This window comes from Cohaesibacter sp. ES.047, from assembly GCF_900215505.1.
Taxonomy (GTDB): domain Bacteria; phylum Pseudomonadota; class Alphaproteobacteria; order Rhizobiales; family Cohaesibacteraceae; genus Cohaesibacter.
The window spans coordinates 249,529-270,647 of the sequence record NZ_LT907844.1; the positions used below are offsets into that span (position 1 = coordinate 249,529).

Annotated in this window: 19 protein-coding genes, 1 tRNA gene and 1 pseudogene; 11 read left to right on the forward strand and 10 right to left on the reverse strand. The window is 53.0% G+C overall.

Annotated features, from left to right (window positions below; translation table 11 throughout):
• Positions 1-99: 99 nt before the first annotated feature.
• Positions 100-1,323, reverse strand: a pseudogene (locus CPH65_RS01070) (IS256 family transposase).
• A 536-nt stretch (positions 1,324-1,859) separates the two neighbouring features.
• Here CPH65_RS01070 and CPH65_RS01075 point away from each other — a divergent pair.
• Positions 1,860-3,806, forward strand: coding sequence for a lipopolysaccharide assembly protein LapB (locus CPH65_RS01075; RefSeq protein ID WP_096171755.1), 1,947 nt, complete (start codon positions 1,860-1,862; stop codon positions 3,804-3,806).
• 68 nt (positions 3,807-3,874) lie between these two features.
• On the opposite strand, the gene CPH65_RS01080 is transcribed toward CPH65_RS01075, so the two are convergent.
• A protein-coding gene (locus CPH65_RS01080; protein ID WP_371359365.1) for an IS3 family transposase occupies positions 3,875-5,046 on the reverse strand; the annotation gives its coding sequence in 2 pieces (ribosomal slippage) (positions 3,875-4,755 and positions 4,755-5,046; 1,173 coding nt in all).
• Positions 5,047-5,352: 306 nt separating this feature from the next.
• Entirely contained in the window at positions 5,353-6,381 is a 1,029-nt protein-coding gene (locus tag CPH65_RS01085; RefSeq protein WP_096176137.1) for an IS110 family transposase, read from the reverse strand.
• Positions 6,382-6,754: 373 nt separating this feature from the next.
• Between CPH65_RS01085 and CPH65_RS01090 the strand changes: the two genes are divergently transcribed.
• The 4 genes from CPH65_RS01090 (at position 6,755) to CPH65_RS01110 (ending at position 8,857) form a co-directional block, all read left to right on the forward strand.
• Positions 6,755-7,057, forward strand: coding sequence for a helix-turn-helix domain-containing protein (locus tag CPH65_RS01090; RefSeq protein ID WP_096171756.1), 303 nt, complete (start codon positions 6,755-6,757; stop codon positions 7,055-7,057).
• Complete coding sequence (locus tag CPH65_RS01095; protein ID WP_096171757.1) at positions 7,054-7,260, forward strand: hypothetical protein; 207 nt, start codon at positions 7,054-7,056, stop codon at positions 7,258-7,260. Before CPH65_RS01090 ends, CPH65_RS01095 begins: the two co-directional genes overlap by 4 nt.
• A gap of 225 nt (positions 7,261-7,485) precedes the next feature.
• Positions 7,486-7,827: a hypothetical protein gene (locus CPH65_RS01105; RefSeq protein ID WP_096171759.1), complete on the forward strand. Its 342-nt coding sequence runs from the start codon at positions 7,486-7,488 to the stop codon at positions 7,825-7,827.
• Positions 7,828-7,939: 112 nt separating this feature from the next.
• Positions 7,940-8,857, forward strand: coding sequence for a DNA-binding protein (locus CPH65_RS01110; protein ID WP_157747429.1), 918 nt, complete (start codon positions 7,940-7,942; stop codon positions 8,855-8,857).
• Between the two features lie 20 nt (positions 8,858-8,877).
• On the opposite strand, the gene istB is transcribed toward CPH65_RS01110, so the two are convergent.
• Both istB and istA read right to left on the reverse strand, forming a co-directional pair.
• The gene (gene istB / locus CPH65_RS01115; protein WP_096171761.1) at positions 8,878-9,660 is read right to left on the reverse strand and encodes an IS21-like element helper ATPase IstB; all 783 of its coding nucleotides are present in this window, start codon (positions 9,658-9,660) and stop codon (positions 8,878-8,880) included.
• Positions 9,661-9,689: 29 nt separating this feature from the next.
• On the reverse strand, positions 9,690-11,243 hold the full coding sequence (gene istA / locus CPH65_RS01120; RefSeq protein WP_096171585.1) for an IS21 family transposase: 1,554 nt from the start codon (positions 11,241-11,243) through the stop codon (positions 9,690-9,692).
• Positions 11,244-11,513: 270 nt separating this feature from the next.
• Here istA and CPH65_RS01125 point away from each other — a divergent pair, with 270 nt between their 5' ends.
• The 6 genes from CPH65_RS01125 to CPH65_RS01150 all read left to right on the forward strand — a co-directional run bounded on the left by CPH65_RS01125 (position 11,514) and on the right by CPH65_RS01150 (position 16,393).
• Positions 11,514-12,776 (forward strand): phage tail protein, encoded by a 1,263-nt coding sequence (locus tag CPH65_RS01125; protein ID WP_157747430.1) that lies wholly within the window; start codon positions 11,514-11,516, stop codon positions 12,774-12,776.
• A gap of 2 nt (positions 12,777-12,778) precedes the next feature.
• The gene (locus CPH65_RS01130; protein WP_096171763.1) at positions 12,779-13,213 is read left to right on the forward strand and encodes a hypothetical protein; all 435 of its coding nucleotides are present in this window, start codon (positions 12,779-12,781) and stop codon (positions 13,211-13,213) included.
• Positions 13,214-13,226: 13 nt separating this feature from the next.
• On the forward strand, positions 13,227-13,709 hold the full coding sequence (locus CPH65_RS01135) for a hypothetical protein (protein ID WP_096171764.1): 483 nt from the start codon (positions 13,227-13,229) through the stop codon (positions 13,707-13,709).
• Between the two features lie 156 nt (positions 13,710-13,865).
• Positions 13,866-14,651: a DNA adenine methylase gene (locus tag CPH65_RS01140; protein WP_096171765.1), complete on the forward strand. Its 786-nt coding sequence runs from the start codon at positions 13,866-13,868 to the stop codon at positions 14,649-14,651.
• Between the two features lie 217 nt (positions 14,652-14,868).
• Entirely contained in the window at positions 14,869-15,306 is a 438-nt protein-coding gene (locus CPH65_RS01145) for a MerR family transcriptional regulator (RefSeq protein WP_096171766.1), read from the forward strand.
• Positions 15,251-16,393 (forward strand): MFS transporter, encoded by a 1,143-nt coding sequence (locus CPH65_RS01150; protein ID WP_157747431.1) that lies wholly within the window; start codon positions 15,251-15,253, stop codon positions 16,391-16,393. Before CPH65_RS01145 ends, CPH65_RS01150 begins: the two co-directional genes overlap by 56 nt.
• 219 nt (positions 16,394-16,612) lie before the next feature.
• Here the strand turns inward: CPH65_RS01150 and CPH65_RS01155 are convergent.
• The 5 genes from CPH65_RS01155 to CPH65_RS01175 all read right to left on the reverse strand — a co-directional run bounded on the left by CPH65_RS01155 (position 16,613) and on the right by CPH65_RS01175 (position 20,981).
• Positions 16,613-17,679, reverse strand: a protein-coding gene (locus CPH65_RS01155; protein ID WP_096171592.1) for an IS630 family transposase whose coding sequence is annotated in 2 segments (ribosomal slippage) — positions 16,613-17,175 and positions 17,175-17,679 — 1,068 coding nt in all. Because the reading frame shifts where the segments join, the coding sequence is not laid out codon by codon here.
• A 270-nt stretch (positions 17,680-17,949) separates the two neighbouring features.
• Positions 17,950-18,026, reverse strand: a tRNA-Arg gene (locus CPH65_RS01160).
• A 189-nt stretch (positions 18,027-18,215) separates the two neighbouring features.
• Complete coding sequence (locus CPH65_RS01165) at positions 18,216-19,088, reverse strand: SDR family oxidoreductase (RefSeq protein ID WP_096171768.1); 873 nt, start codon at positions 19,086-19,088, stop codon at positions 18,216-18,218.
• A complete protein-coding gene (gene queG / locus CPH65_RS01170) occupies positions 19,085-20,260 on the reverse strand; it encodes a tRNA epoxyqueuosine(34) reductase QueG (RefSeq protein ID WP_096171769.1) in 1,176 nt (391 codons plus the stop codon). Before queG ends, CPH65_RS01165 begins: the two co-directional genes overlap by 4 nt.
• 34 nt (positions 20,261-20,294) lie before the next feature.
• The gene (locus tag CPH65_RS01175; protein WP_096171770.1) at positions 20,295-20,981 is read right to left on the reverse strand and encodes a glutathione S-transferase family protein; all 687 of its coding nucleotides are present in this window, start codon (positions 20,979-20,981) and stop codon (positions 20,295-20,297) included.
• Positions 20,982-21,119 lie beyond the last annotated feature (138 nt).

Here is a 21,119-nt window from a genome sequence, read left to right on the forward strand (position 1 = left end):
TTTCCGCAGACGCATTAAGCGTTTTAAATTGCTAGATTTTCTTGATGAGCTTTCCCCTTGTATTGTGGCTATGCAGAATTTTGTGCCCTGGCGCATTAATTACGCCATTGGGAAACGATCTTCGAACATTATGGCGAATTGGCTTTTCATTGAGTGCCATTCGCGCACGGAGCGTTTCCATTCCACAGAAGTAGCATTCAGGGCGAGATAAATCAATTTCGCAGCTGCCTCGTCACTGGGGAAATGCCCGCGGGAGCGAACGGCCCGGCGGATTTTCGAGTTCAGTGCTTCAATGGCGTTCGTGGTGTAGATCAGCCTGCGCACTTGGGGCGGATAGTCAAGGAACGGGATCACCTCGTTCCAAGTCCGGCGCCAACTCGGCGCGATTGCCGGGTATTTGGCGGCAAGGTCGCTGTTTTCGAACTCCGCCAGCGCAGTCTCCGCGGCTGCTGCGTCCACAGCGGTGTAGACAGCCTTAAGAGCCGCTGCGACGGCCTTGCGATCCTTGTAGCTGGCAAAGCTCATGGAATGGCGCAGCAGATGCACGATACAGGTCTAGACCTGGGTCTGAGGAAAGGCTGCCTCGATGGCCTGGGGGAAGCCCTTCAGACCGTCCACGACGGCGATGAGAATGTCCTGAACGCCACGGTTGCGCAGATCGCTGAGAACTTTAGCCCAGAACTTGGCACCCTCATTGGCCTGGAACCAAAGCCCCAGAACGTCGCGGGTGCCGTCCGGGAGAACAGCCAGGGCCACAAAAACCGCCTTGTTCAGAACCACGCCGTCGGTGCGGATCTTGACCCGGATCGCGTCCATGAACACAATCGGATAACACGGTTCCAGCGGGCGGTTCTGCCAGGCGGTCACTTCCTCCATCACGGCATCGGTGATCGCCGAAATCAGGCTCGGGGACGCCTCTATACCATAGATATCCTCGATATGCCCCTGGATCTCGCGGGTCGTCATCCCGCGCGCGTACATGCTGATGATCTTGGTGTCGAACTCGGGAAAGCGGCGCTGATACTTGGCGATCAGCAGAGGATCAAAGCTGCCGTTGCGGTCACGGGGAATGTCGAGAATGACCTTCCCGCTGTCGGTGGTCACCGTCTTCTGGCTGCGGCCATTGCGACGATTTGGCGCCTGGTTCGCGCCTTCAGGCGGCGCATCGGCGCGTTCTTCGGTCAGATGCTCGTCCAGTTCGGCGCTCAGGGCTCGTTCGGCCAGCGCCTTGGTCAGTTCTTGCAGAATCCCGTCCTCTCCGAACAGATCGCCCGCTTTGCGGCCTTCCATCAGATGATCCAAAAGGGCTTTGTCGATGCTCATACGTGGGTCTCCTCATATTAGAGTTACCACGCCAGGGCACAAAATTCTCCATAGTCCCCACTCTCAGGCTCTCTTGACTATTTTGTATTGCTCGACGGACTGCCTCTGTCGTCGTGGCGCTGCCGTGTAGAACTTGGCCCTTAGTGCTTCCCTCCATTCAAATGAGCAAGGTGCACCATCAAAGCATGGGATCAAACACCTAGAGTCCTTGAATCACAAACACAACAAAAAACAAACAACTTTTATGAATTTACAGCCTAAGACCACCTCACAAGCTTCGCAGCTTCGCTCACCTCGCCGGCGCCACTGAGGGCGTCAATGGCATCAACCCAACAAAAAGCCGCTGCTTGAAAAATCTTCAAACACCAGACTCGACATAAGCTCCACCTTCCCCCTATTTATTTGACAGCCAAATGCCGGACGTACTATTAACATCTTTCAAAGACAATACAATATTTAGATGGGGTTTGGGTCGGTCGATTTTCGCTTTGTTCGAAAGTAAGGGAGTAGTATTGCCAATGCTAAGAAGGTTTAGAATGTTTGCCGGAAGGGCTGAAGTGGCATTTAGAAAATTGACTTCAAGGCACGACTCGACTGGTCTGGCGGACGGTCAAACTGAGCTCTTGTTTTCAGGGTGGGAGGCTCTGGGGCAGAACCTCCAAGAAGAGGCACTTGATAAATTTAATCGGTGCATTTCTGTCGATCCGGACAATCTCAGTGCTTACATCGGCATTTTGGAAGGTCTGCACGCGCTGAAGAAATTTCAAAATGTGAAAGATGTTTTGAAGCGGATGCCAGACGGCATCAAAACAAATTCTGAGATACAGATGCGCTTGTTGCGAACACTGTCTGAGTTGGGCGATATTGGCGCCGCATGCATCAAATGGTGCGAGATTGATGAAAATCTACCTTCGATGCCGCCATATTTCTTCGACATAACTGGACAACTTTGGCTAGGTCTCTACAAAGACAAGCAAGCCGCAAATTCAGATGTTGGCGGACGAATGTTGGAACGACTGTTACTACAATCGGACGATTTGCCGCCAAGACATGTATCCACCCTCGGGCGTATTTTATTTGAGCAACGCGAATTCAACCCGTCTAGCTTTGATTTGCTCAATGAGTTCATCGTCGACTTTTGTAATGCAAAAAATATTGAGTATTCTGCAGGCCGGAATTTGGCTTGTTGGGCCCTAACTTACGACTGGGTCAGTGTTAACGAGAAGTGTAACCTACTCAAACGATACTTAATGGATTTTGATGCCTATGCTCATTTGCCTTACGTTCTTTGGGAGCAGGTCAAAAAGACCGATATACGCCGTCGCAGAGAGAATATCGAGTTGACGGCGGAACTGCTTCCTGAGCTTTGGCGGAGCGCTTCAAGCGCAAACGAAGCCTACCGAGTGTTTATTCTCGCTGCAATTTGCGGTGAGAGCTCTATGGCTTTAGCAAATGAGAGAATTAAGCTGCTCGAGGCAAAACAGCTCGGCGGAAGTCTGAAAAAAGACCTCGAATATATTGCCTCTTTTGCTCAAGTGGAGGGATTGGCTGTTCCGGCAATTCACACAAACTCGAAGCTAAGGATAGCCCTATGCCTCTCCGGGCAAATGCGGGGTTACAGACAAGCTTGGCCAAGCTTTAATTTGATGGGACTGCAGGGGCATGATGTAAGGATTTTTGTTCACACTTGGCTTGATGCGGGAAGCATCGAACCATTACCACCAAAAGACGTCCGACTTTTCACGGGTGAATTTGGGCCTGCGTGGCGGAGTGTTTGGAATGAAATGGGTAGCGCTCATATGTTACACCGTTATCCGAGATTTTTTCGCCTGTTTGACGCCAATATGACACAAGTCGATGAGGCTTCATTGAAGGGGTTTTATGGTACTGATCACGTTGTTGTCGAGGACGCCAATCTGCCGCAGTTCGCAGGTTTTACCAACAGCCGTAAGATGCACTACAAGATCATGATGGCAAACCGGCTGGCGCAAGACAGCGGCGAAGAGTTTGATCTGGTCATTCGCTTCAGGCCGGACATCGTCTTGTCCCCAAGGATGCGGCAGGAATTTAGTTTCGACTGGAACAATGCCTTTCTTACATCAAGAAAGGAGCGCAAATTATATGCTGATTATACATACTATATGTTTCCGCATATTGATATCTGTATGGGTGATCAAATGGCCATAGCTGTGCCGGAAGTCATGAACATATATGCAAACTCATATCAAGACACACTTGCATCCGAGGCGATTGGCAGCACGTTTCCAGAAGACTTCATGCCACATAGAAACCTTGCAATGACCTGCCTTTATCATGGAATTTCAATTCTGAGATGCCCGCTATTGACCTATTTACAGCATGCGCCAGGTTACTTGCCGCCGCGTCAACTGCTGATAGACGCATTGGAAAAAGATAGCGCTGGCCGCTCGGACATAAGTGATCGAATTCTTTTTGAAGCGATAGAGTTGGATAGTACCTTATAAGTGTGGGGAGAGGTGGTCCTGGATTTTGGACCATTCTGCAGCCCCAATAAGGTGGATCAGTTTTCACATCAGGCTGCGATTTTCTCGATGGTTGGTGTGGTGTCATATGCCTCGTTCGGGGTCAAGATGCCATGGCTGGAATGAGGTCGCTCGACATTGTAATAGGTAATCCATTTCGCGATACCAATCCTCGCCTCTGATCCTGTCTCGAAAGCATTGAGATAAATGCATTCGTATTTGATGGATCGCCAGAGCCGTTCAATCATACGGTTATCAACCCAGCGCCCTCGACCGTCTATTACCGGCAGTTGATGCGAAGCATCACCGAGAGGCATGGAGATTTTCACCTCAGCATCGGTCAGGGTCTGGATCCAGTCGGAACTGGTAAGTTGGGATCCCTGATCGCTATTCATGATTTCCGGCGGTCCGTATTTGACCAAGGCCTCTTTCAAAGCATCGACACAGAAACTGGCTTCCATGCTGTTGGAAAGCCGCCAGGACAAGACCTTCCGGCTATACCAGTCCATGATTGCCACCAGATATAGAAAGCCGCGACGCATCGGGATATAGGTGATGTCGACACACCAGACTTGGTTGGGCCGATCAATCGACACATCCTTCAGCAGATATGGCCAGATCTTGTGCGCCGGATGCTTCTTGCTGGTATTGGGTTCCCGGTAGATTGGAACCAGCCGCATCAATCGCATCAGACGGCGAACACGATGACGCCCGCATTTATAGCCCTGTCGTTTCATGTAGCGGGCCATTTGCCGGGAACCATACCAAGGCGTTTCCAGAAACTGCTTATCAATGATTTCCATGAACCGCAGATTCTCAGCACTTTCGCCGACCGGCTGATAATATAGACCCGAGCGCGACAGAGACAAAAGCTTGCATTGGCGACGGATACTGAGCTTGGAATGATCCCGCATCACCGCTTTTTGCCTCCATTCACGCCCAGTAGAACAGAGGCTTGTGATAAAAAATCCCGCTCCACGACCAACTGGCCAATCTTGGCGTGAAGCTTCACGATTTCCTCGGCACTGGCCTGGCTCTCTGTTTCCTTGCCCTTCGAAAAAGCTGTCGCCATATTCTCGATCGCGGCCCACTTCCAGGTGCTGATCATATTCGGGTGCACGTCATACTTCTTCGACAGCTCGGAAAGCGTCAATTCTTCCCGGATCGCTTCAAGCGCAACCTTGGCTTTAAAATCCGCAGAATAGCGTTTTCTCTTCGTCATTTCGGATCGTCTTTCTTTTCAGACGATCCACCTTAACATATGGTCCAAAATCCAGGACCATGTATGAACTGCCTCTCCTCTGCAAGCCCTTTTTGATGTTCCGTTGACCCTGCTTCTATGTATTCGGTCTTACCACGGAGCGTTTTTTTGCTCCTAACCAAGATGGGAAGTCGCGCATTCTTTGCCTCATTACCTCTTCGGCCTTTTGGCCATGGTCCCGGTCAGGCTTAAAAAACGCCGATTGGTCGTTGGTCCATCTCTATTTCGCTCGCAGATTTCGGCTTTGCCAGAAGTGTTTATTCTAGCCTATACTTCGATCAATCTACTGGCGTTGTATCTTTCACCCCTGGTAAGGATAACCCATGCAATTCGGGCCATCTTGTTCGCCATGGCAACGGCTACAACATTAACATGAGCTCGCTCTTTTAACCGATCAACCCACTGAGTGATTGGGGTGTTCCGATCCTGCACCAAGTGAAGAACTGTGCGTGCACCATGAATGAAGAGTTTTCGGAGGTAGCTGTTTCCATGCTTCGATATTCCTATCAGCTTGGCTTTTCCTCCTGTTGATACTTGTCGAGGAACCAGCCCAAGCCATGCGGCCATATCGCGGGCTTTGCCAAAATTCTCTGCTGCGCCCACTGCTGCGACTAGAGCACTCGCTATTGCTGGTCCAACACCAGGTATTTCCATAAGGCGACGCATATCATTGTCATGCTGAGCTGTTGATCGGATTTCTTGATCTAGACCACTAATCTGTTTATTCAATGCGGCCAGCTCCGAAGCCATACTCTCAAACATGACAATCATACGAGGCGATAAATCTAATTCGGCCTTGCTAGTCAGCATTTTCAGGGCCTTCTGGAAGACATGCCGTCCAGTTCCGATGCTAATCCCTCTTTCCATAAGGAGGCCGCGAGCTTGATTGATGAGACGCGTTCGGCTTTGAACCAACCTTTCACGATGACGATGGATAGCCTGAAGATCCAACTGTTCTTCAGATTTGATTGCAACGAAAGTCATCGTGGAGCGTGTTGCTGCTTCGGCGATCGCTTCTGCGTCACGGTCGTCATTCTTGTGTACCTTCACATAGGGACGCACATATAACGGCGACATTAGCCGAGGTTCGTGACCTTTGGTCAGGCAAAATCGGCCAATGTGATGGGCTCCTCCGCATGCTTCCATAGCCACAATACAAGGGGAAAGCTCATCAAGAAAATCTAGCAATTTAAAACGCTTAATGCGTCTGCGGAAAATGACGGCCCCATCCTTGTCCAAACCGGCGAGGCTGCATACAGTTTTGCCTAGATCTATGCCCAAGATCGCGATATTCATCATGATGATCCTCCTATCCCTCAATCTCAGCTAATATAGCTTGAATTTGGCGGAAAGGCAGTTCATCCCATTAACTCTGTTTTATGCGCTCAACCAGCCCGTCAGAGTTCATTTTACTAACTCTGACCTTTAAGCCAGAGTTCCCAATGTCGGGTCAGAGTTCCTATAACACCCTTAATTAAAACAGGATTTTATATTTCGCCACAATCGAGCGTCAAAATAACTCTGACGAACTATTTATCGCATAATGATGGGCGATTTATCAATCGCTCTGTCTTCATTCGTTAATCACAGCAGGCAGCCACAAAGGCTAACTGCAAGGTTCAGAAAAAAGCGGCCTGTTACAGCAGCCCGCTTTTCATGAGGAGACATTATGCCGAAGCGTAAGTGGGACAAGTATGCAATCAAAGCCGAGCTTCACCGCCAGGGCATGACCTTCACCGAGCTTGCCGCTCGGCACGGATGTCATCGCACCAATATTAGCGTGGCGCTAGATCGCCCCAACTCCACCGGCGAGAAAGCCATTTCTGAAGCCATCGGCGTACCTGCTGAAGAGCTTTGGCCTGACCGTTACCCCAAGTCTGCAACGTCTCATCGAATTTACGATAGCAGACGATATGGCCCTTGTACCAGTCAGAAGTTTGCAACTGGCGCTGACAATGAGTGTGCAGCATGAACCGGGTGGTGTCAGAGCGACTGTTTGATGCTGACAAGTGGGTCGCAGCCCTGTCGCGCTTCTATCACTGCTTTGATTATTGGCCTGATCAGAACGGCCTACGAGATCTGGCAGGATTGATTTCCCTTGTTTGCTTTCAAGCCTCTCTTGCCTTGTTCTGCTGGATCGCCAGCGGCTGGGTCATCGTCTGGATGATTGAGTGAATGACCTCTGAAGTCATGCGGGAATTCCATTCCCTTTTTTGGAGTACACGCGATGGTGTTCGCCTCAAGAATTGGGCCCTATCGGGCAAAGGGGCATTGAGGATCGACCTCGAGATCACCGGTGCTCATGAACTGGGGGACTTGGTTGGACAACTGAAGTCCATCGAAGCCGTCCAAGCCCAAAGCAAACCTCCTAAATCGAAACGTTAAAGGTCCATCTTCCACATGGCAAAAGCTCAGGGCGACAAGATGACTGGTGATCTTTTGAGTTGGGAACCACCCAAGGTGGCTCCCCGCTTTGAGGAAACGCGCGTGCGGGCTTCGTCTCTCGCTCGGAAGGTCTGTCGTGTTCTGGCCGAAGCTCTCAAAGAGGATGGAAGAAGCCGCGAGGACATTGCTGCTCAGCTTTCGGCATTCCTGGGCGAGGAAATCAGCCGGGACAGCATTGATGCATGGACCTCGGAAGCCCGCGAGAACAACAACATCACGACCTATCGCTTTTTTGCCCTCGCCCGAATTCTTGGCAGCGCCGAAATGCTCAACGAACTACTCACCGATACCACATGATTGTCGTCGACCAGAAGTATCAACCCCTCATCGAGCGCGAGCTGGCTCTTGAGAAAAAGGAAGCTCTGGAACAGTTCATCGCCAATCGCGACAAGGAATGGAGGCTGAGCAAATGACTGCTGATGTTTCCATCTTTGAAAGCTGTGCTTTCCGTGAATGGTTTACCGCTCGAGAATTGGCAGAGTTGCGACTGCCAGATCTACCTATAACTGAAAGCTCGCTCATTCGCCTTTCCAAACGTCACGATTGGCAATCCACCTCCTTGGCTCGCAAGCGCTCAGGGCGTGGCGGCGGTTGGGAATATCACATCGACTTGTTGCCAGAGGGCGCTCGGTCGGAATTGCAGAAACGCTTTGCTCTTGAGCGACACCAGGCGGACAACTCCCTTGTGCAAAGTAAGAGGGCTATTGCGGTTCAGAACCAGCAAGCATTTAACGCCCGTCAACGTGTGATGATGGAAGCACGGGCAGCTCTTCTCGTCGAAATCAAGCGCCGCTCTATCATCAGCGATCTGTCTCGTCGGAAAGCCATCCTGCAGTTTCTTGAAGATCTCAATCTCTATCGGGCTGGTTTGCCAACCAGCGACGAACACTCCAAAGACAAAACAGATTATGCAGCCCTGAGTGAAGCTGCAGAACTTGCTGCAGAGCGCCGGAACAGCCTGTCGCTTCGCTCTGTCTATGGCTGGTTCTCAGCTCGTGACGAAGGCGGGGTGACGGCTCTGGCTCCCCAGATCAAAAAGAAGACCAAGTCGCTTGCCGAGGTTGAATGGTTCGGGGGCTTCCTCAAATTCTATGCCCGACCATCCAAACCTTCCATTGCTCAGGCGTTGGGTGACTATATCGAGACGCTCGAAGACAAAAGCCTTGCCCCATCATACAAGCAGGTTCGCACGGCTCTGTCCAAACTGGGCAATGTGGATCGTGTCCGGGGCCCCGAAGGCGCTTTGACTGCGGATTTCAGAAATACCGGACAACGATTTCACGAAAACCCGGACAGCGATTTCAGTAATTCGCGAACAGCTGAGTAATGGCTGATCCTTTACCTGGTTCAGGTTTGTGGATTGATGGTTTTCTGTTCTGTTTGTTGGGTCAAGTTCTGATTTTCTTCTGATCGCCTCATACTTTCCCCTTTGAGCTCTATTCGGTGCGCATTGTGAATAATTTGATCAAGGATGGCATCGGCAATTGTCGGCTCGCCGATCATCTCGTGCCATGCCGAAACGGGAAGTTGAGCCGTGATGATGGTTGATTTGCGTTGGTATCTTTCCTCGAAGAGCTCGAGCAGATCGAGGCGCTGCTGGTCTGTGAGCGAATGGGTTCTCCAGTCATCCAGGATGAGCAACTGGACGCGAGCAAGTTTGTCGACCAGCCTTGGAAAGCGCCCATCGAGACGGGCCATGGCCATGTCCTCAAACAGGCGGGGCATTCTGACATAAAAGACGGAATAGTCGAGCCTGGCGGATTGGCGTCCGAAGGCGCAGGCGAGCCATGTTTTGCCGGTTCCGGTTTGCCCTGTGAGAATGATTTGTTCATGAGCCTTAATCCAGTCTCCTTGAGCGAGAGAAAGGATTTTGCTCTGATCAAGGCCACGATTGGCAGCGAAGCTGATGTCTTCGATGCATGCATCAGGAAAGCGCATTTTTGCATTGCGCAGCCTGTTGGCAAAACGCTTGTCGGCTCGGGATGCTACTTCCTGGTCGAGCATAAGGCCAAGCCATTCATTCCGATCTAGGGATTGCCCAGGATCTTGTTCATTCAGGCTCTTCCAAGCTTGTGCCATTCCGGTCATGCCGAGTGCGGCCATTTGGTTCAATGTCGGGTGTGTCAGCATTCTTTCTCTCCTGTTTTGATGTTTGTTGATTACTGGTAGTAGGTTGCGCCTCGGATATTGTCGTGGCTCGGTGCTGGAGGGGCGGGTTCCTGGTGCGCGGGTGCCTTGTCGAGACCGGATACCAGGATGGATTGAACGGATTTGTATCTGACCGTCTCGCATGTCAGAGCCCTTTGACAGGCTGCTTCCAGTCTGTCTGTTCCGAACCGGCGTTGTAGGCTCACCCCCCCCAGTGCCGAGCGGAAACCCTGCTCGGGGTGTGGCCGATCTCGCATCAGGCGTTCCACCAACAGGGCGGTGTGATATCCAATGCGGGCAGCCTGAGCGACGAGGGTTTGAGGCGTCATGCCTGCGTGACGCTGGTGGGCCTTGGGCATATGCTGTGTAATCGTGGAATGGCCACCCCGATCCCGCCTGCGCTGATGAACTGCAACCCGCTCATGATTGCAAAATATCTCGACAACACGATGGGTTAGCCGGACATCAACCTGCCGTCCGATTAGCTTGTGAGGGACGGAATAGAAACCTCGTAAAATCTCGACATGATAGTCGAGATGCACCTTGGCCCGTTTCCATTCGGCATATTCAAATGGAGTGTCGGGCAACAGACGCAGGGCAGGCCGTTCAATCTCTTCAAACAGTTCCTTGCGGGATCTTCCGATCCGCCGCATTTGCTTGTTGTTGAGCACCACCAGCAATTCCGCGATGGTATTGTTCAACGCTTCAATCGAGAAGAATTGCTGATTGCGCAGCCGGGCCAGGATCCAACGTTCGACAATCAGAACCGCTCCTTCCACCTTTGCCTTGTCGCGCGGCTTACGTGGTCGTGTCGGCAAAATGGTCGTGTCGTAATGGGTTGCCATGGCTTCAAAGGTGGCAGTTAGCGATGGCTCGAACCACAATGGTGTGGCCACGGCGGCCTTGAGATTGTCGCAAATGATGGCCTTGGTAACGCCGCCGAAAAACTTCAGTGACCGAACTTGCGCATCAATCCAGTCCGGCAGCTTCTGGCTTCGAGAGGCCCAGGCAAATGTGTAGTTCGAGGCTCCGAGGACTGCGACGAAAATCTGGGCCTGATATGCCTCTCCGGTCGCAGGATCAAAAACCGGAATAGTGTGGCCGGCATAATCGGTCTGAATGGCCGCACCCGCTTCATGCCGGTTGCGAAAACGGGGATTGGCCCGGCACTCGAATTCCCTGAAACGAGTGCAGAACCAAGTATAGCCGTAACCTTCGGGATGGACCGCCCTATATTCCTCCCAGAGCAAGGTCAGGGTCACACCCTTGCGCTTCAATTCCGTCGCAATATGGCGCCAATCAGGTTCTGCATCGTCACGCGGTGGTCGACCTACATTCTGAAACAGGGCTGCCCGCAATTGCTCGTCATCATCGCGATCGGCTGGTATTGGCCAGCTGTTCAAGCCAGCGTCACGGGCTCGGTGAAGGTAGGTGGCAACGGTTGTCTTGCTCAGCTTCATTCGCGCAGAGACCTCTCGTGTAGAAAGCCCCGGATCATGCGTCAGCCGTAATATCTCTCGTATATCTTGCACAGTCGTGCGCCTCACTTGCTTGCGTCGGGGCATGCTCCCTCCTGATCTGTTCTTCGACCAAAAGAGTGCCCCAATTAGGCAGGTAAGGATCAACCAAAATTATGCCTTGAAAACTGTCCGGGTTTTTGTGAAATCGCTGTCCGGTATTTAATGAAACGACTGTCCGGGAATTACTGAAACCCGCAGCTATAGCATGAGCCAGACCATGCGCTGATATTGCAAATGAAGACCACCCTCAATCTCACCGACGAAGAATTTCAGACCATGTGGCGTGAAGCCATGGTGCTTTAACGGAGCTGAATGATGACTGCCGCAACTTACTATACCCGCCTCACTAATATCGGCTCCAATGCCCTCAGCGCGGCCATTACCGGTGGCGCTTCGGTCTCTCTGACCCATCTTGCTGTGGGAGACGCCGATGGTTCTAGCTATGATCCGGACGGAACGGAAACCAATCTGGTGCACGAGACACATCGGCTCAATATCACGTCTATCACGCCAGACGTTCAGAACCCGGCTTGGCTGATTGTCGAGGCAATTCTCCCGCCTGACGTGGGTGGGTGGTGGATCCGCGAGGCAGGCCTGTTTGACGCCAATGGGGCAATGTTCGCCATCGCCAAACATCCGCCAACCTACAAGTCCATCCTTACGGATGGCACCGCCTCGACGCTCACGATCCAGATCGTCCTGCAGGTCACCAATACCGATAGCATTCAGTTGGTGGTCAACCCTCTTGACAGCTACGCCTCCCAAAACTGGGTTATATCCTCCTATCCGTGGGCCAACGAAGAAGAAGTGGTAGACGCAGCGATTGAAAAGAAGCTGGTGGATCCAAAACGTTTGGCAGCCGTATTGTCACAACTCGCCTTTGCCAGGCCTGAGGATTTAACGTCCTTGTCTGAGGCAATTGATCTTGCGTTGGAAGGCAAAGCAGCAATCAATCATAACCATGCCGGGGTTTATGCGCTAGCAGCCCATAACCACGACGGTGCCTATGCGTCGATCAATCACGCTCATGATCTTCTATATGCCGCCAAAAGCCATGGTCACCAGATCAGCGAAATCAGCGGCATCAATGGCATTTTCGATTTGGCAAATGGTTTGATCGATGGCCGGTTGCCGAGCCAATTAGGCGGGGGACCTGCCGCTTCGATTACGCACGAGATGGCCAATGGAGTTGACGGAGGCTGGCTTTACGCTGGCTCTTGGCAAGTGAGGCCCTACAACACGGAAGATGATCCATTTGGATTGATCTCACTGGCCAACAACAGCTTCACGCCAGCAGCCGACCTGTATATGAGTGGATGGGCTTCTATCAACGATACCGCTCAGACCTCCTCGCGGGTTTTTTGTGTAACAGATAATGCGGTTGTTGCCGTTGGATCAGGCGGGCATTCCAACCCGACCTATTATTGCACCTCGCACACCTTTCTCTCCGCGAAGCTTACGGCAGGAAAAACCTATCGTATTGAGATGCGTAGAGCGGAAACCTCTGTTGGCTTCGGGGTTTCCATGGTGTTGGGGCAAACTGAGCTTTATTCTCAAATCGATTTCTGGAGGCGATAAAAATGGTTGTTCTGATCAACGACGACCGCGTGATCCAACATGTTTGGAAGCATAAGACGATTAAGGATTTGGTAGAAATCCTAAAAGGCACTGAAGGCTTTTCGAAAGAGAACCTACTCGAGATGGATGGCGTGCCAGGTCAGATCGTCAATGAAGATGGGTCTTTGCGTAACCCTGCACCGGGTCCGGTACGGCTCGCTCCTATCACCCGTAAGCAGTTGATTGATGTGCTGATCAACCATGAATTGGATGAGACGGTCGAGCCTGCTCTTGAGGCCATCGCAGATGGCAAAGAGCGCAAGAAAGCTCTGAATGCTTGGCGGAACGCATCGATCTACAAGCCGGATCATGATCTTATCGGGCATATGAAGGCAGCTCTTGATCTTACCGAGGACCAATTCGCAGTCATGTGGCGAGAAGCCATGGTGCTTGAATAGGGCGTGGTGTGTGATGGTCTACCCGGACGCCCGTTGCCAGATCCGGAGCGGTGACCTTATTGCCTTTCGGGGCAAGGGGCCGGTTTCCTGGCTTATTCGCCATGTAACGGGCGGTTTCCACACTCATGTGGGCGTTGCCTGGTGGTTCAGGGGGCGGCTCTTCATTCTTGAAGCAAGGGAAGGCATTGGTGTTACCCTTCGTGCCGCCTGTGCCGCCCTGCCATTTGACTGGATCAGGCTCTCGGTTGATTGGTCGGCTTCAGTCGAGGATTTTGCTTTCTCTCAACTGGGCAAGCCCTACAGCTATATAGATGCCTTAGGAGCCGGGCTGGGCTTTCCCATGACGGCAGAGGGCTATATCTGCTCGGAATATGCAGCGGAAATCTTCTGGCGCTCCGACCTCGACTTCGATCTAAAATCAAGTGCAATTACACCAACCGCTTTGGTGGAATATTGGATCGAGCAAGGGGCCAGCCTGAACCATATCCCGCGATAGGAGCGGGAGACCTGGACGTTTTGTCCAGATACCGGGCTTAAGATTGCCGTCCTGACCCGGTCGATGACAGCAAACACAATCATCACTCCCGCCGCTTCTATCGATAGAGGCGCACTATGGGTGATTCTTGATCAAAAGAACATAGTGAGAACAAAAATGTTTGAGGCTGTCACTCTCGTCAAACCTGTTGCCGCCTATATTGGCGGCAAAAGCCAATTGGCCAAGCATATTGCAGGCCGCATCAACAAGATCGACCACGCCAATTATGTGGAACCCTTTGTTGGTATGGGCGGCATCTTCTTTCGGCGTTCGGAACGCCCCAAGTGCGAGGTGATCAACGACATCTCCAAAGATGTCATCACCCTGTTTCGGATCCTGCAGCGCCACTATCCGCAGTTCCTTGATACCCTCAAATTCCAGCTCACCAGCCGGTCAGAGTTCGAGCGGCTCAAGGCCACAGACCCGGACACGCTAACCGATCTGGAACGCGCCGCCCGGTTCCTTTATCTTCAGCGCACATCCTTTGCAGGCAAGGTGGGTGGCCGGACGTATGGCGTCGCACTGCGCGGAGCGCGGTTTGACCTGACCAAGATTGTCCCACTGCTGGAAGATGTTCACGAGCGCCTCAGCGGCGTCACCATCGAATGCTTGCCCTATGCCGACTGCATCAAACGCTACGACCGGCCCGAGACACTCTTCTATCTCGATCCGCCTTATTGGAACTGCGAGGACTATTACGGCAAGGGCATTTTCGGTCCGGAAGACTTCGAGACACTGGCCGAGCAATTGGCAGGGATCAAAGGGCGGTTTCTGTTCTCCATCAACGATGTGCCTGAAATCCGCGAAATCTTCTCAGGCTTTGATATCGAGGAAGTCACCCTCAGCTACACCGCCAACGACAAAGGGCAGAAGAAGGCCAAGGAATTGGTGATCGGGAATTGAGAAAACTCATCTGCTCTGAGCTGACGTTCGTGCCAACCGCACCGAAGATCGGGTCAGAGCCCAATGTGATGATTTTGAGCACCGCGGCCAATGTCAGCTGTTTGGACACTGGCCCAATTTAAATGGCGTTCTGTATTTTTACTCAAGCATGGTAAATGACTATTGACATTGACGCTAATGTCAATGGTGTAGCGCTGTTCTGGAAAGGGTATCACACATGCAAATTGCGGAAGCCGCTGACAGGTTGGGACTCAGTGCTCGAAGTCTGCGCCACTATGAGCAGATGGGGCTGATGTCGCCATCCCGAGACCAAAATGGTTACCGAAGCTATAGCGCGGTGGATATGAGACGGGCTGAGCGTGTTCGTGACATGATTGCTACCGGTTTCTCGACACGTGAAATTCTCGCGATGGCTCCGTGCCTGACCGATGAAGGAGCCGGGGCCTGTGATGACGGCCTTGCCAATCTGGAACATAAGCTCACGCAAATCGACCGTCTCATTGCTGATCTCCAGTCCAGAAGACAGACAACCGTCGAACGGATCGACAGTTTCCGGGGTGCCCTTTCGCAACACCAAAACAATGCGAGAGACCCGCTTCATGAACCCTCAGACGATAGTTCTATTTCTGATCGCCTTCCTCGTCGGAAGCGATGAATTTTTGCTTGGACCAATCCTGACGCCTGTCGGATCCGATCTCGGCGTAGTGCCAGAGAGGATTACCCTGTTTATCGGTGCCTACGCTCTCCCGTTGGCGCTCCTGGCCCCAGTGCTAGGTGGACTTTCGGACCGCTTCGGACGACAGAATGTTCTGCTGCCAGGGGTCGGACTGTTCTGCCTCGGATCGCTTGGCACCGCCTTGGCCTCTTCTTACGAATTCGCGCTTCTTACCCGCGTCGTGACTGGCATCGGCGCGGCGGGCATGCTTCCTGTGGCCTTCGCAACGGCAGCCGATAGTGGACCGGAACGCGCACCGGCAAACATTGCAGCAGTCCAAGCGGGGTTGACTGGGGGCATCATTCTTGCACCACTCTACGGAGCATGGATGACTGAAACGGTAGGCTGGCAATATGCCTTTGCAGGACTGGCTATTGCGGGCATCCTTTCGGTTCTGGGCATTGGTTGGCTGGGAAAAACGAAGAGTGAATTCACGCCGCCCACACCGAAAGGTTCGGTTCTTGTACCCGGCGCCTTGGGGGCTATCGTTGCCATGGGCTTTGGTCTGGGCGGAGCCATTGGCATTTATGCGCTGGTAGGAGAGCGGTTGAGAGATACCACCGATATTACAACCAGCGGCATTGGCCTGATTTATGCTGGCTTTGGGGCTGTTACTCTCTTGGGAAATCTCCTTATGCCGTGGGCGCTCAAGAAAGTGAGTGATGGACGGCAGCTCATGCAGATTAGCCTGATCGGCGTAATGCTATCTATCGTCGCTTTGTTCAGTCTACAGCTCGGTACCCTGACCGCCTGTCTCGCTCTCGGTATCTGGGCATTACTGGGCGGCACGGGTGCCCCTGGTCTGCAAACCTATCTCGCGAGCCTGTCAGAAACGAGGCGCGGCGTTCTGATGGCTCTTGGCGCAAGTGCAATGAACTTCGGCGTCGCTGCATGGTCTGCAGTTGCCGCCTTCGGATTCGAGTATGCTCCAATGGCAGTCGCCGCGCAGGCTGTTCTGACCATTGGGACAGGCATACTGGCATTAGCACAGGGTGCAACGTTAAAACGCGAACTAGACCAGACGTAGGCCTGTCGTGGAATACCGAAGTTGCCGTTCAGCAGATCAACCTCAATGGCAACTTCGTCCGCATTGTGTGAGTTCGAGAATCGAACAGCGAACGCCTGCTTCTTCATTATCCAAACAAGTTTTTATAGGGGGCAAAAATAGTCCTGAAAAAACACACGTTAAGCAGATACAAAAAGGCCCGCTAAAAGCGGGCTATCAATCAAGTGATACCAACGGCATTTAATTCTGACCTTCTTGAGCCCATTTTCTCATACCTATTGAATGGATGATGGTTGGGTTGGCGGAGAGGCTCTTCCATGCTTGGCAACCAGCATCAAGAATGGCGGCATAGTCTTCGAAGACCCGATTGGACAGGAAGGTACCGCGCAGATACTGCCAAATATTCTCAACTGGGTTCAGTTCCGGTGATTTGGAAGGCAACAGGAGGATGGTGATATTCTTGGGCACGTTGAGTCTGCTTGTCGTATGCCATCCGGCACGATCCATCAGCACCACGGCATGAGCGCCGCGCGCCACTGTCCTTGAGACTTCTTCGAGGTGCATTTGCATGGCCTGTGTATTTGCAAAAGGCATCATCAATCCCGCGCCAACGCCACGCGCTGGACATATTGCACCGAACAGATAGGCATTTTTATATCGCTGATCGGCTGGCAGACGTGGTCTGGTTCCCTTTTTTGCCCATAGTCGGGCCAGTCCATTCTTCTGACCAAGCCTAGCCTCATCTTGCCACCAAATCTCGATGGGCTTGTTCTTTGGCAAATGGCCTACATGCGCTGCCAACGTTGCGGAGAAGTTTTTTTGAAAGCATCAATGACTTCAGGCTTTTGTTCTGGATGTTGAGGTCGACCAGATATGCGCACATACCCCATGCGGCGCAAAAGATCCCGTACTCCACGTTCCTTGTAGGAGACCCCAAACCGCTCTTGGATCACACGCACCAGATCCTGGCTACGCCAGACAGAGACGCCGTCCTTCTCAGGATCAGGACCGGTTTCAACGATAGCAACAAACTCTTCGAGCTGTTCTGGGCTCAAGCGCATGGGAGCGCCGGTTGCTTTGATGTCGACAAGACCATCGGTGCCTTGCTCATTGAAGCGAAGAACCCAATCTCGCAAAGTCTGGCGGTCCATACCGCCGACTTTGGCGGCATCAGCACGGTTCATGCCGTCATAGACAGCCGCAATGGCCAGTAGGCGGCGGCTCTGTTTGGCATTGCGGCATCCTTTGGCAAGACGGCGCAAACTATCGGCGTCAAAAGCATCGCTAAGAATCAAAGCGGCAGACATGGCAAAATCTCCTTTGCCATGTTGAATCACGCCAGTGCTAAAAATGGAATCCCTAAAGAGTCAGAACTTCACGCCCTTGGTATGAGTTGTCCAGAAGATTTCGCCCACCTGTCCAGAAAATCGCGCCGCGCCACAGATGGAAATTTGTTTCTCAGAAATTGGGATGCATTTTCGCACGACGAGGTACTGGAAACAGAAATTCTGTTACCTTTTGTGTCACCTTAGGGCATCGAGGAAAAAGATGACTTCGAGCTAAGTCATTGAAAATGATGGCGCGCTGGGGAGGATTCGAACCCCCGACCCCCAGATTCGTAGTCTGGTGCTCTATCCAACTGAGCTACCAGCGCAACCTGTCCGCCGCCGCAAAAAGCGCGGCCGGTGAGGCTGTTGTCTAATGCTTCTTTGGCATGATGGCAAGGGCATAAGTTGCTTTTCTTGCATTTTTTTAACAGCGATCCTTTTGCCTGTGCATAGTCACCAACAAGCGCAATATGTGCGCTTTCTCAATCATGCCGCCACGGGGAGACCCCAAGGCGTCAACCGCGCCAGCTGTTCTCCTTCCACATGATGGAAAAAGCCTCGCGGTAGGTGGGGTAGCGCATGTCACCCTTGATCAGCTCGTGCAGCAACCTGTTGTCACAACGCTTGTTCTCGCCATAGAAACTGCGGGCCATGGGTGACATGTCGGCGTGTTCGAAGGGGATTTCCACCAGGGGGGGCTTGCCCATCAGCTCGGCGCAATAGGCCAGCACGTCCTGTGGCGGGGCCGGTTTGTCATCACAGACATTGAGGATGCCGCTATGCCGCTCTCTTGCGGCGATGGCGACGGCCAGAGCGATGTCGTCGACGTGAATGCGGTTGAAGACCTGTCCGGGCTTGTCGATGGCACGCGCCGTGCCTTCATCGATCTTGATCATCTGGTTCCGCCCCGGCCCATAGATGCCCGCGAGGCGATAAATGCCCAAAGGCTTGTCCAGCTTGGCAGCAAAGTCCATCCAGCCGATTTCCGCCGAGACGCGCTGGAGCGAGCGGGTCGACACCGGTCTTGGTTCGGTCTCCTCGCTCACCCACTCGCCATCGTGATCACCATAGACGCCGACGGTGGACAGGTAGCCGAGCCATTCAAGATCAGGACTGTGCGCGATATTCTCGCCATGGCAATGAAAGGCCGGATCTCCCATGGCCGTGGGGGCAATGGAAATCAGAACATGTGTGGCCTCTTTCAAGGCAGGAACAAGATTCGGATTGGGCTTTTTGCCGTCAAAGACAAACCCGCGAATCCCGTGTTCTTCCATCTCGGCACATTTGTCTGCGCTGCGGGATGTCGCCGCGATCCACTCGCATTCGCCTGAGAGTTTACGGGCGATGGCACGTGCGCTGTAGCCCAGTCCGAAAATGAAAAGCCTCATGTTGTCTCCTCTGCCATGGCTCTGTGCCATTCCTCTTGCACGTAGGGGTCAGTTTCACAGGGAACAAGGGGTGAGGCAAGACTTTCGAACGCCTCTTTGGATATCAGACGCCCGAGCGCCCAGATTGCAGCCCCCCTGACAATCGGCTCCGGATCAGACACGTGACGCCGGACGATCGGGCCGAGAGCCGGATTGTTCGAATTACCCGTTGCGATCAGCACATTGCGCAAGAACCGGTTCCGGCCGATGCGCTTGATGGGTGATCCGGAGAACAGCTTGCGAAATTCGGTATCGTCAAGCGCGAGCAGATCATGAAGCGACGGCTCGTTGAGATCGGTCCGGGCCTTGAGCTTGGCCTCGGAAGCAACTTGTGCGAACTTGTTCCACGGACAGGCGGCGAGGCAGTCATCGCAGCCATAGATCCGGTTGCCCATCGCCGAGCGGAATTCATGGGGGATCGGGCCTTTGTTCTCAATGGTGAGATAGGAAATGCAGCGGCGGGCGTCGATTTTATAAGGCTCTGGAAAGGCCTTCGTCGGGCAGGCATCAAGGCAAGCCCGGCAGGAACCGCAATGGTCGACTTCCGGCGCATCGGGTGCCAGATCGAGACTGGTGAAGATGGCACCGAGAAAGAACCACGAACCGATGTCGCGGCTGACAAGATTGGTGTGCTTGCCCTGCCAGCCGAGCCCTGCCGTGGCAGCAAGCATCTTTTCCATCACGGGCGCGGTGTCGACAAAGACCTTGATCTCGCCGTCTGGCTGGCTTTCACGCACACGCGCCAAAAGCTTGGCTGCCAGTTGTTTGAGCCGCCCTTTGAGGACATCGTGATAATCGCGATGTCGGGCATAGACCGATATGGAGGCACAATCGGTCTTGTGCAGTGTCGCAAGCGGGTCACCTTCGGGGCCATAGTTGAACCCGAGCATGATCACCGATCGCGCACCATCCCACAGCTTGTTCGGGTGAGAGCGGCGCGCGAGGGTCTCCTTAATCCATTCCATCGAGCCATGGTAGCCGTTTGCAGTGAAGCTGAGCAGGGTGTCCTCGTGATCCCTGACGTTGTCTGTCCGGCAAATACGCAAGTCCGAGAAGCCCAGTGCTTTGGCCTCCTTCTCGAGGAAAGTCCGCAATTTGGCCTGCTTTTCTGCTGGTCCGCTGGTCTCAGTCATGTCCACCACATTTCAAGCTCGGGCACAGCCGGGTCTAGAAGTCCAGGTCCATGTAGTGATTGGAAGGCGGAATGCCCTTCAAACTGTCGGCAAGAATGGGACGGAAGGCAGGCCGGGATTTGATGCGCTGATACCAGTCCTTGACCACAGGGGCGGCCTCCCACGGTATTTCGCCGATATAATCGATTGATGAAAGAAAGGCACCTGCAGCCAGATCGGCATAGGAGAAGTGCTCCCCCGCCATCCAGTTGCGCCGCTCTGCCAGATAGGCAATGTAATTGAGATGGATCTTGAGATTGGCACGCGCGGCCCTCAGGATCGTCGAATCGGGCGAGCTGTTGCCATCGTTGCGCTGGCGCTTATAGATCTTTTCCTCGATGAAGAATTGCGCGCTCTCGTCGACCGCCTTGACCAAAAACCAATGCATCAGGCGCCTGACTTCGGCGCGTTCGTTGGGATGATCGGGCAACAGACGCCGCGCGCCGAGAGAGTAGCCGCGTGTTTCGTCGAGATATTCGGCGATGACGCTGGCGCCGCAAACGGGCGGACCGTCGTTTTCACGCAAGACAGGGACAGATCCTGCTGGATTGACCAACAGGAAATCTTCCTTGCGCTCCCATGGCAGGATTTCGCTCAGTTCAGCTCCAGCCTTGCATTCGGCAAGAACAAGCCGGGCGAACCGCGACGGAATTGACATCTTCGTGTGATAGAGCAGCAACATGGCTTTGCGAACCCTTTGACCTCAAACTATCCCTACAGACTTCTAAGCATAGGGTTTGCATTCCAAGACTTCGTTAACAAACAGTATCCCTGCCCGACAAGACACGCGCAAAGCGGCAATTTTTCGGCAAGCACCCAT

Excerpts from the sequence above, each read along its gene's own strand:
- CPH65_RS01075 (WP_096171755.1), top strand. The coding sequence starts at position 1,860 with ATGTTTGCCGGAAGGGCTGAAGTGGCATTTAGAAAATTGACTTCAAGG.
- CPH65_RS01085 (WP_096176137.1), bottom strand. The coding sequence starts at position 6,381 with ATGAATATCGCGATCTTGGGCATAGATCTAGGCAAAACTGTATGCAGC.
- CPH65_RS01090 (WP_096171756.1), top strand. The coding sequence starts at position 6,755 with ATGCCGAAGCGTAAGTGGGACAAGTATGCAATCAAAGCCGAGCTTCAC.
- CPH65_RS01095 (WP_096171757.1), top strand. The coding sequence starts at position 7,054 with ATGAACCGGGTGGTGTCAGAGCGACTGTTTGATGCTGACAAGTGGGTC.
- CPH65_RS01105 (WP_096171759.1), top strand. The coding sequence starts at position 7,486 with ATGGCAAAAGCTCAGGGCGACAAGATGACTGGTGATCTTTTGAGTTGG.
- CPH65_RS01110 (WP_157747429.1), top strand. The coding sequence starts at position 7,940 with ATGACTGCTGATGTTTCCATCTTTGAAAGCTGTGCTTTCCGTGAATGG.
- istB (WP_096171761.1), bottom strand. The coding sequence starts at position 9,660 with ATGCTGACACACCCGACATTGAACCAAATGGCCGCACTCGGCATGACC.
- istA (WP_096171585.1), bottom strand. The coding sequence starts at position 11,243 with ATGCCCCGACGCAAGCAAGTGAGGCGCACGACTGTGCAAGATATACGA.
- CPH65_RS01125 (WP_157747430.1), top strand. The coding sequence starts at position 11,514 with ATGACTGCCGCAACTTACTATACCCGCCTCACTAATATCGGCTCCAAT.
- CPH65_RS01130 (WP_096171763.1), top strand. The coding sequence starts at position 12,779 with ATGGTTGTTCTGATCAACGACGACCGCGTGATCCAACATGTTTGGAAG.
- CPH65_RS01135 (WP_096171764.1), top strand. The coding sequence starts at position 13,227 with ATGGTCTACCCGGACGCCCGTTGCCAGATCCGGAGCGGTGACCTTATT.
- CPH65_RS01140 (WP_096171765.1), top strand. The coding sequence starts at position 13,866 with ATGTTTGAGGCTGTCACTCTCGTCAAACCTGTTGCCGCCTATATTGGC.
- CPH65_RS01145 (WP_096171766.1), top strand. The coding sequence starts at position 14,869 with ATGCAAATTGCGGAAGCCGCTGACAGGTTGGGACTCAGTGCTCGAAGT.
- CPH65_RS01150 (WP_157747431.1), top strand. The coding sequence starts at position 15,251 with ATGAACCCTCAGACGATAGTTCTATTTCTGATCGCCTTCCTCGTCGGA.
- CPH65_RS01165 (WP_096171768.1), bottom strand. The coding sequence starts at position 19,088 with ATGAGGCTTTTCATTTTCGGACTGGGCTACAGCGCACGTGCCATCGCC.
- queG (WP_096171769.1), bottom strand. The coding sequence starts at position 20,260 with ATGACTGAGACCAGCGGACCAGCAGAAAAGCAGGCCAAATTGCGGACT.
- CPH65_RS01175 (WP_096171770.1), bottom strand. The coding sequence starts at position 20,981 with ATGTTGCTGCTCTATCACACGAAGATGTCAATTCCGTCGCGGTTCGCC.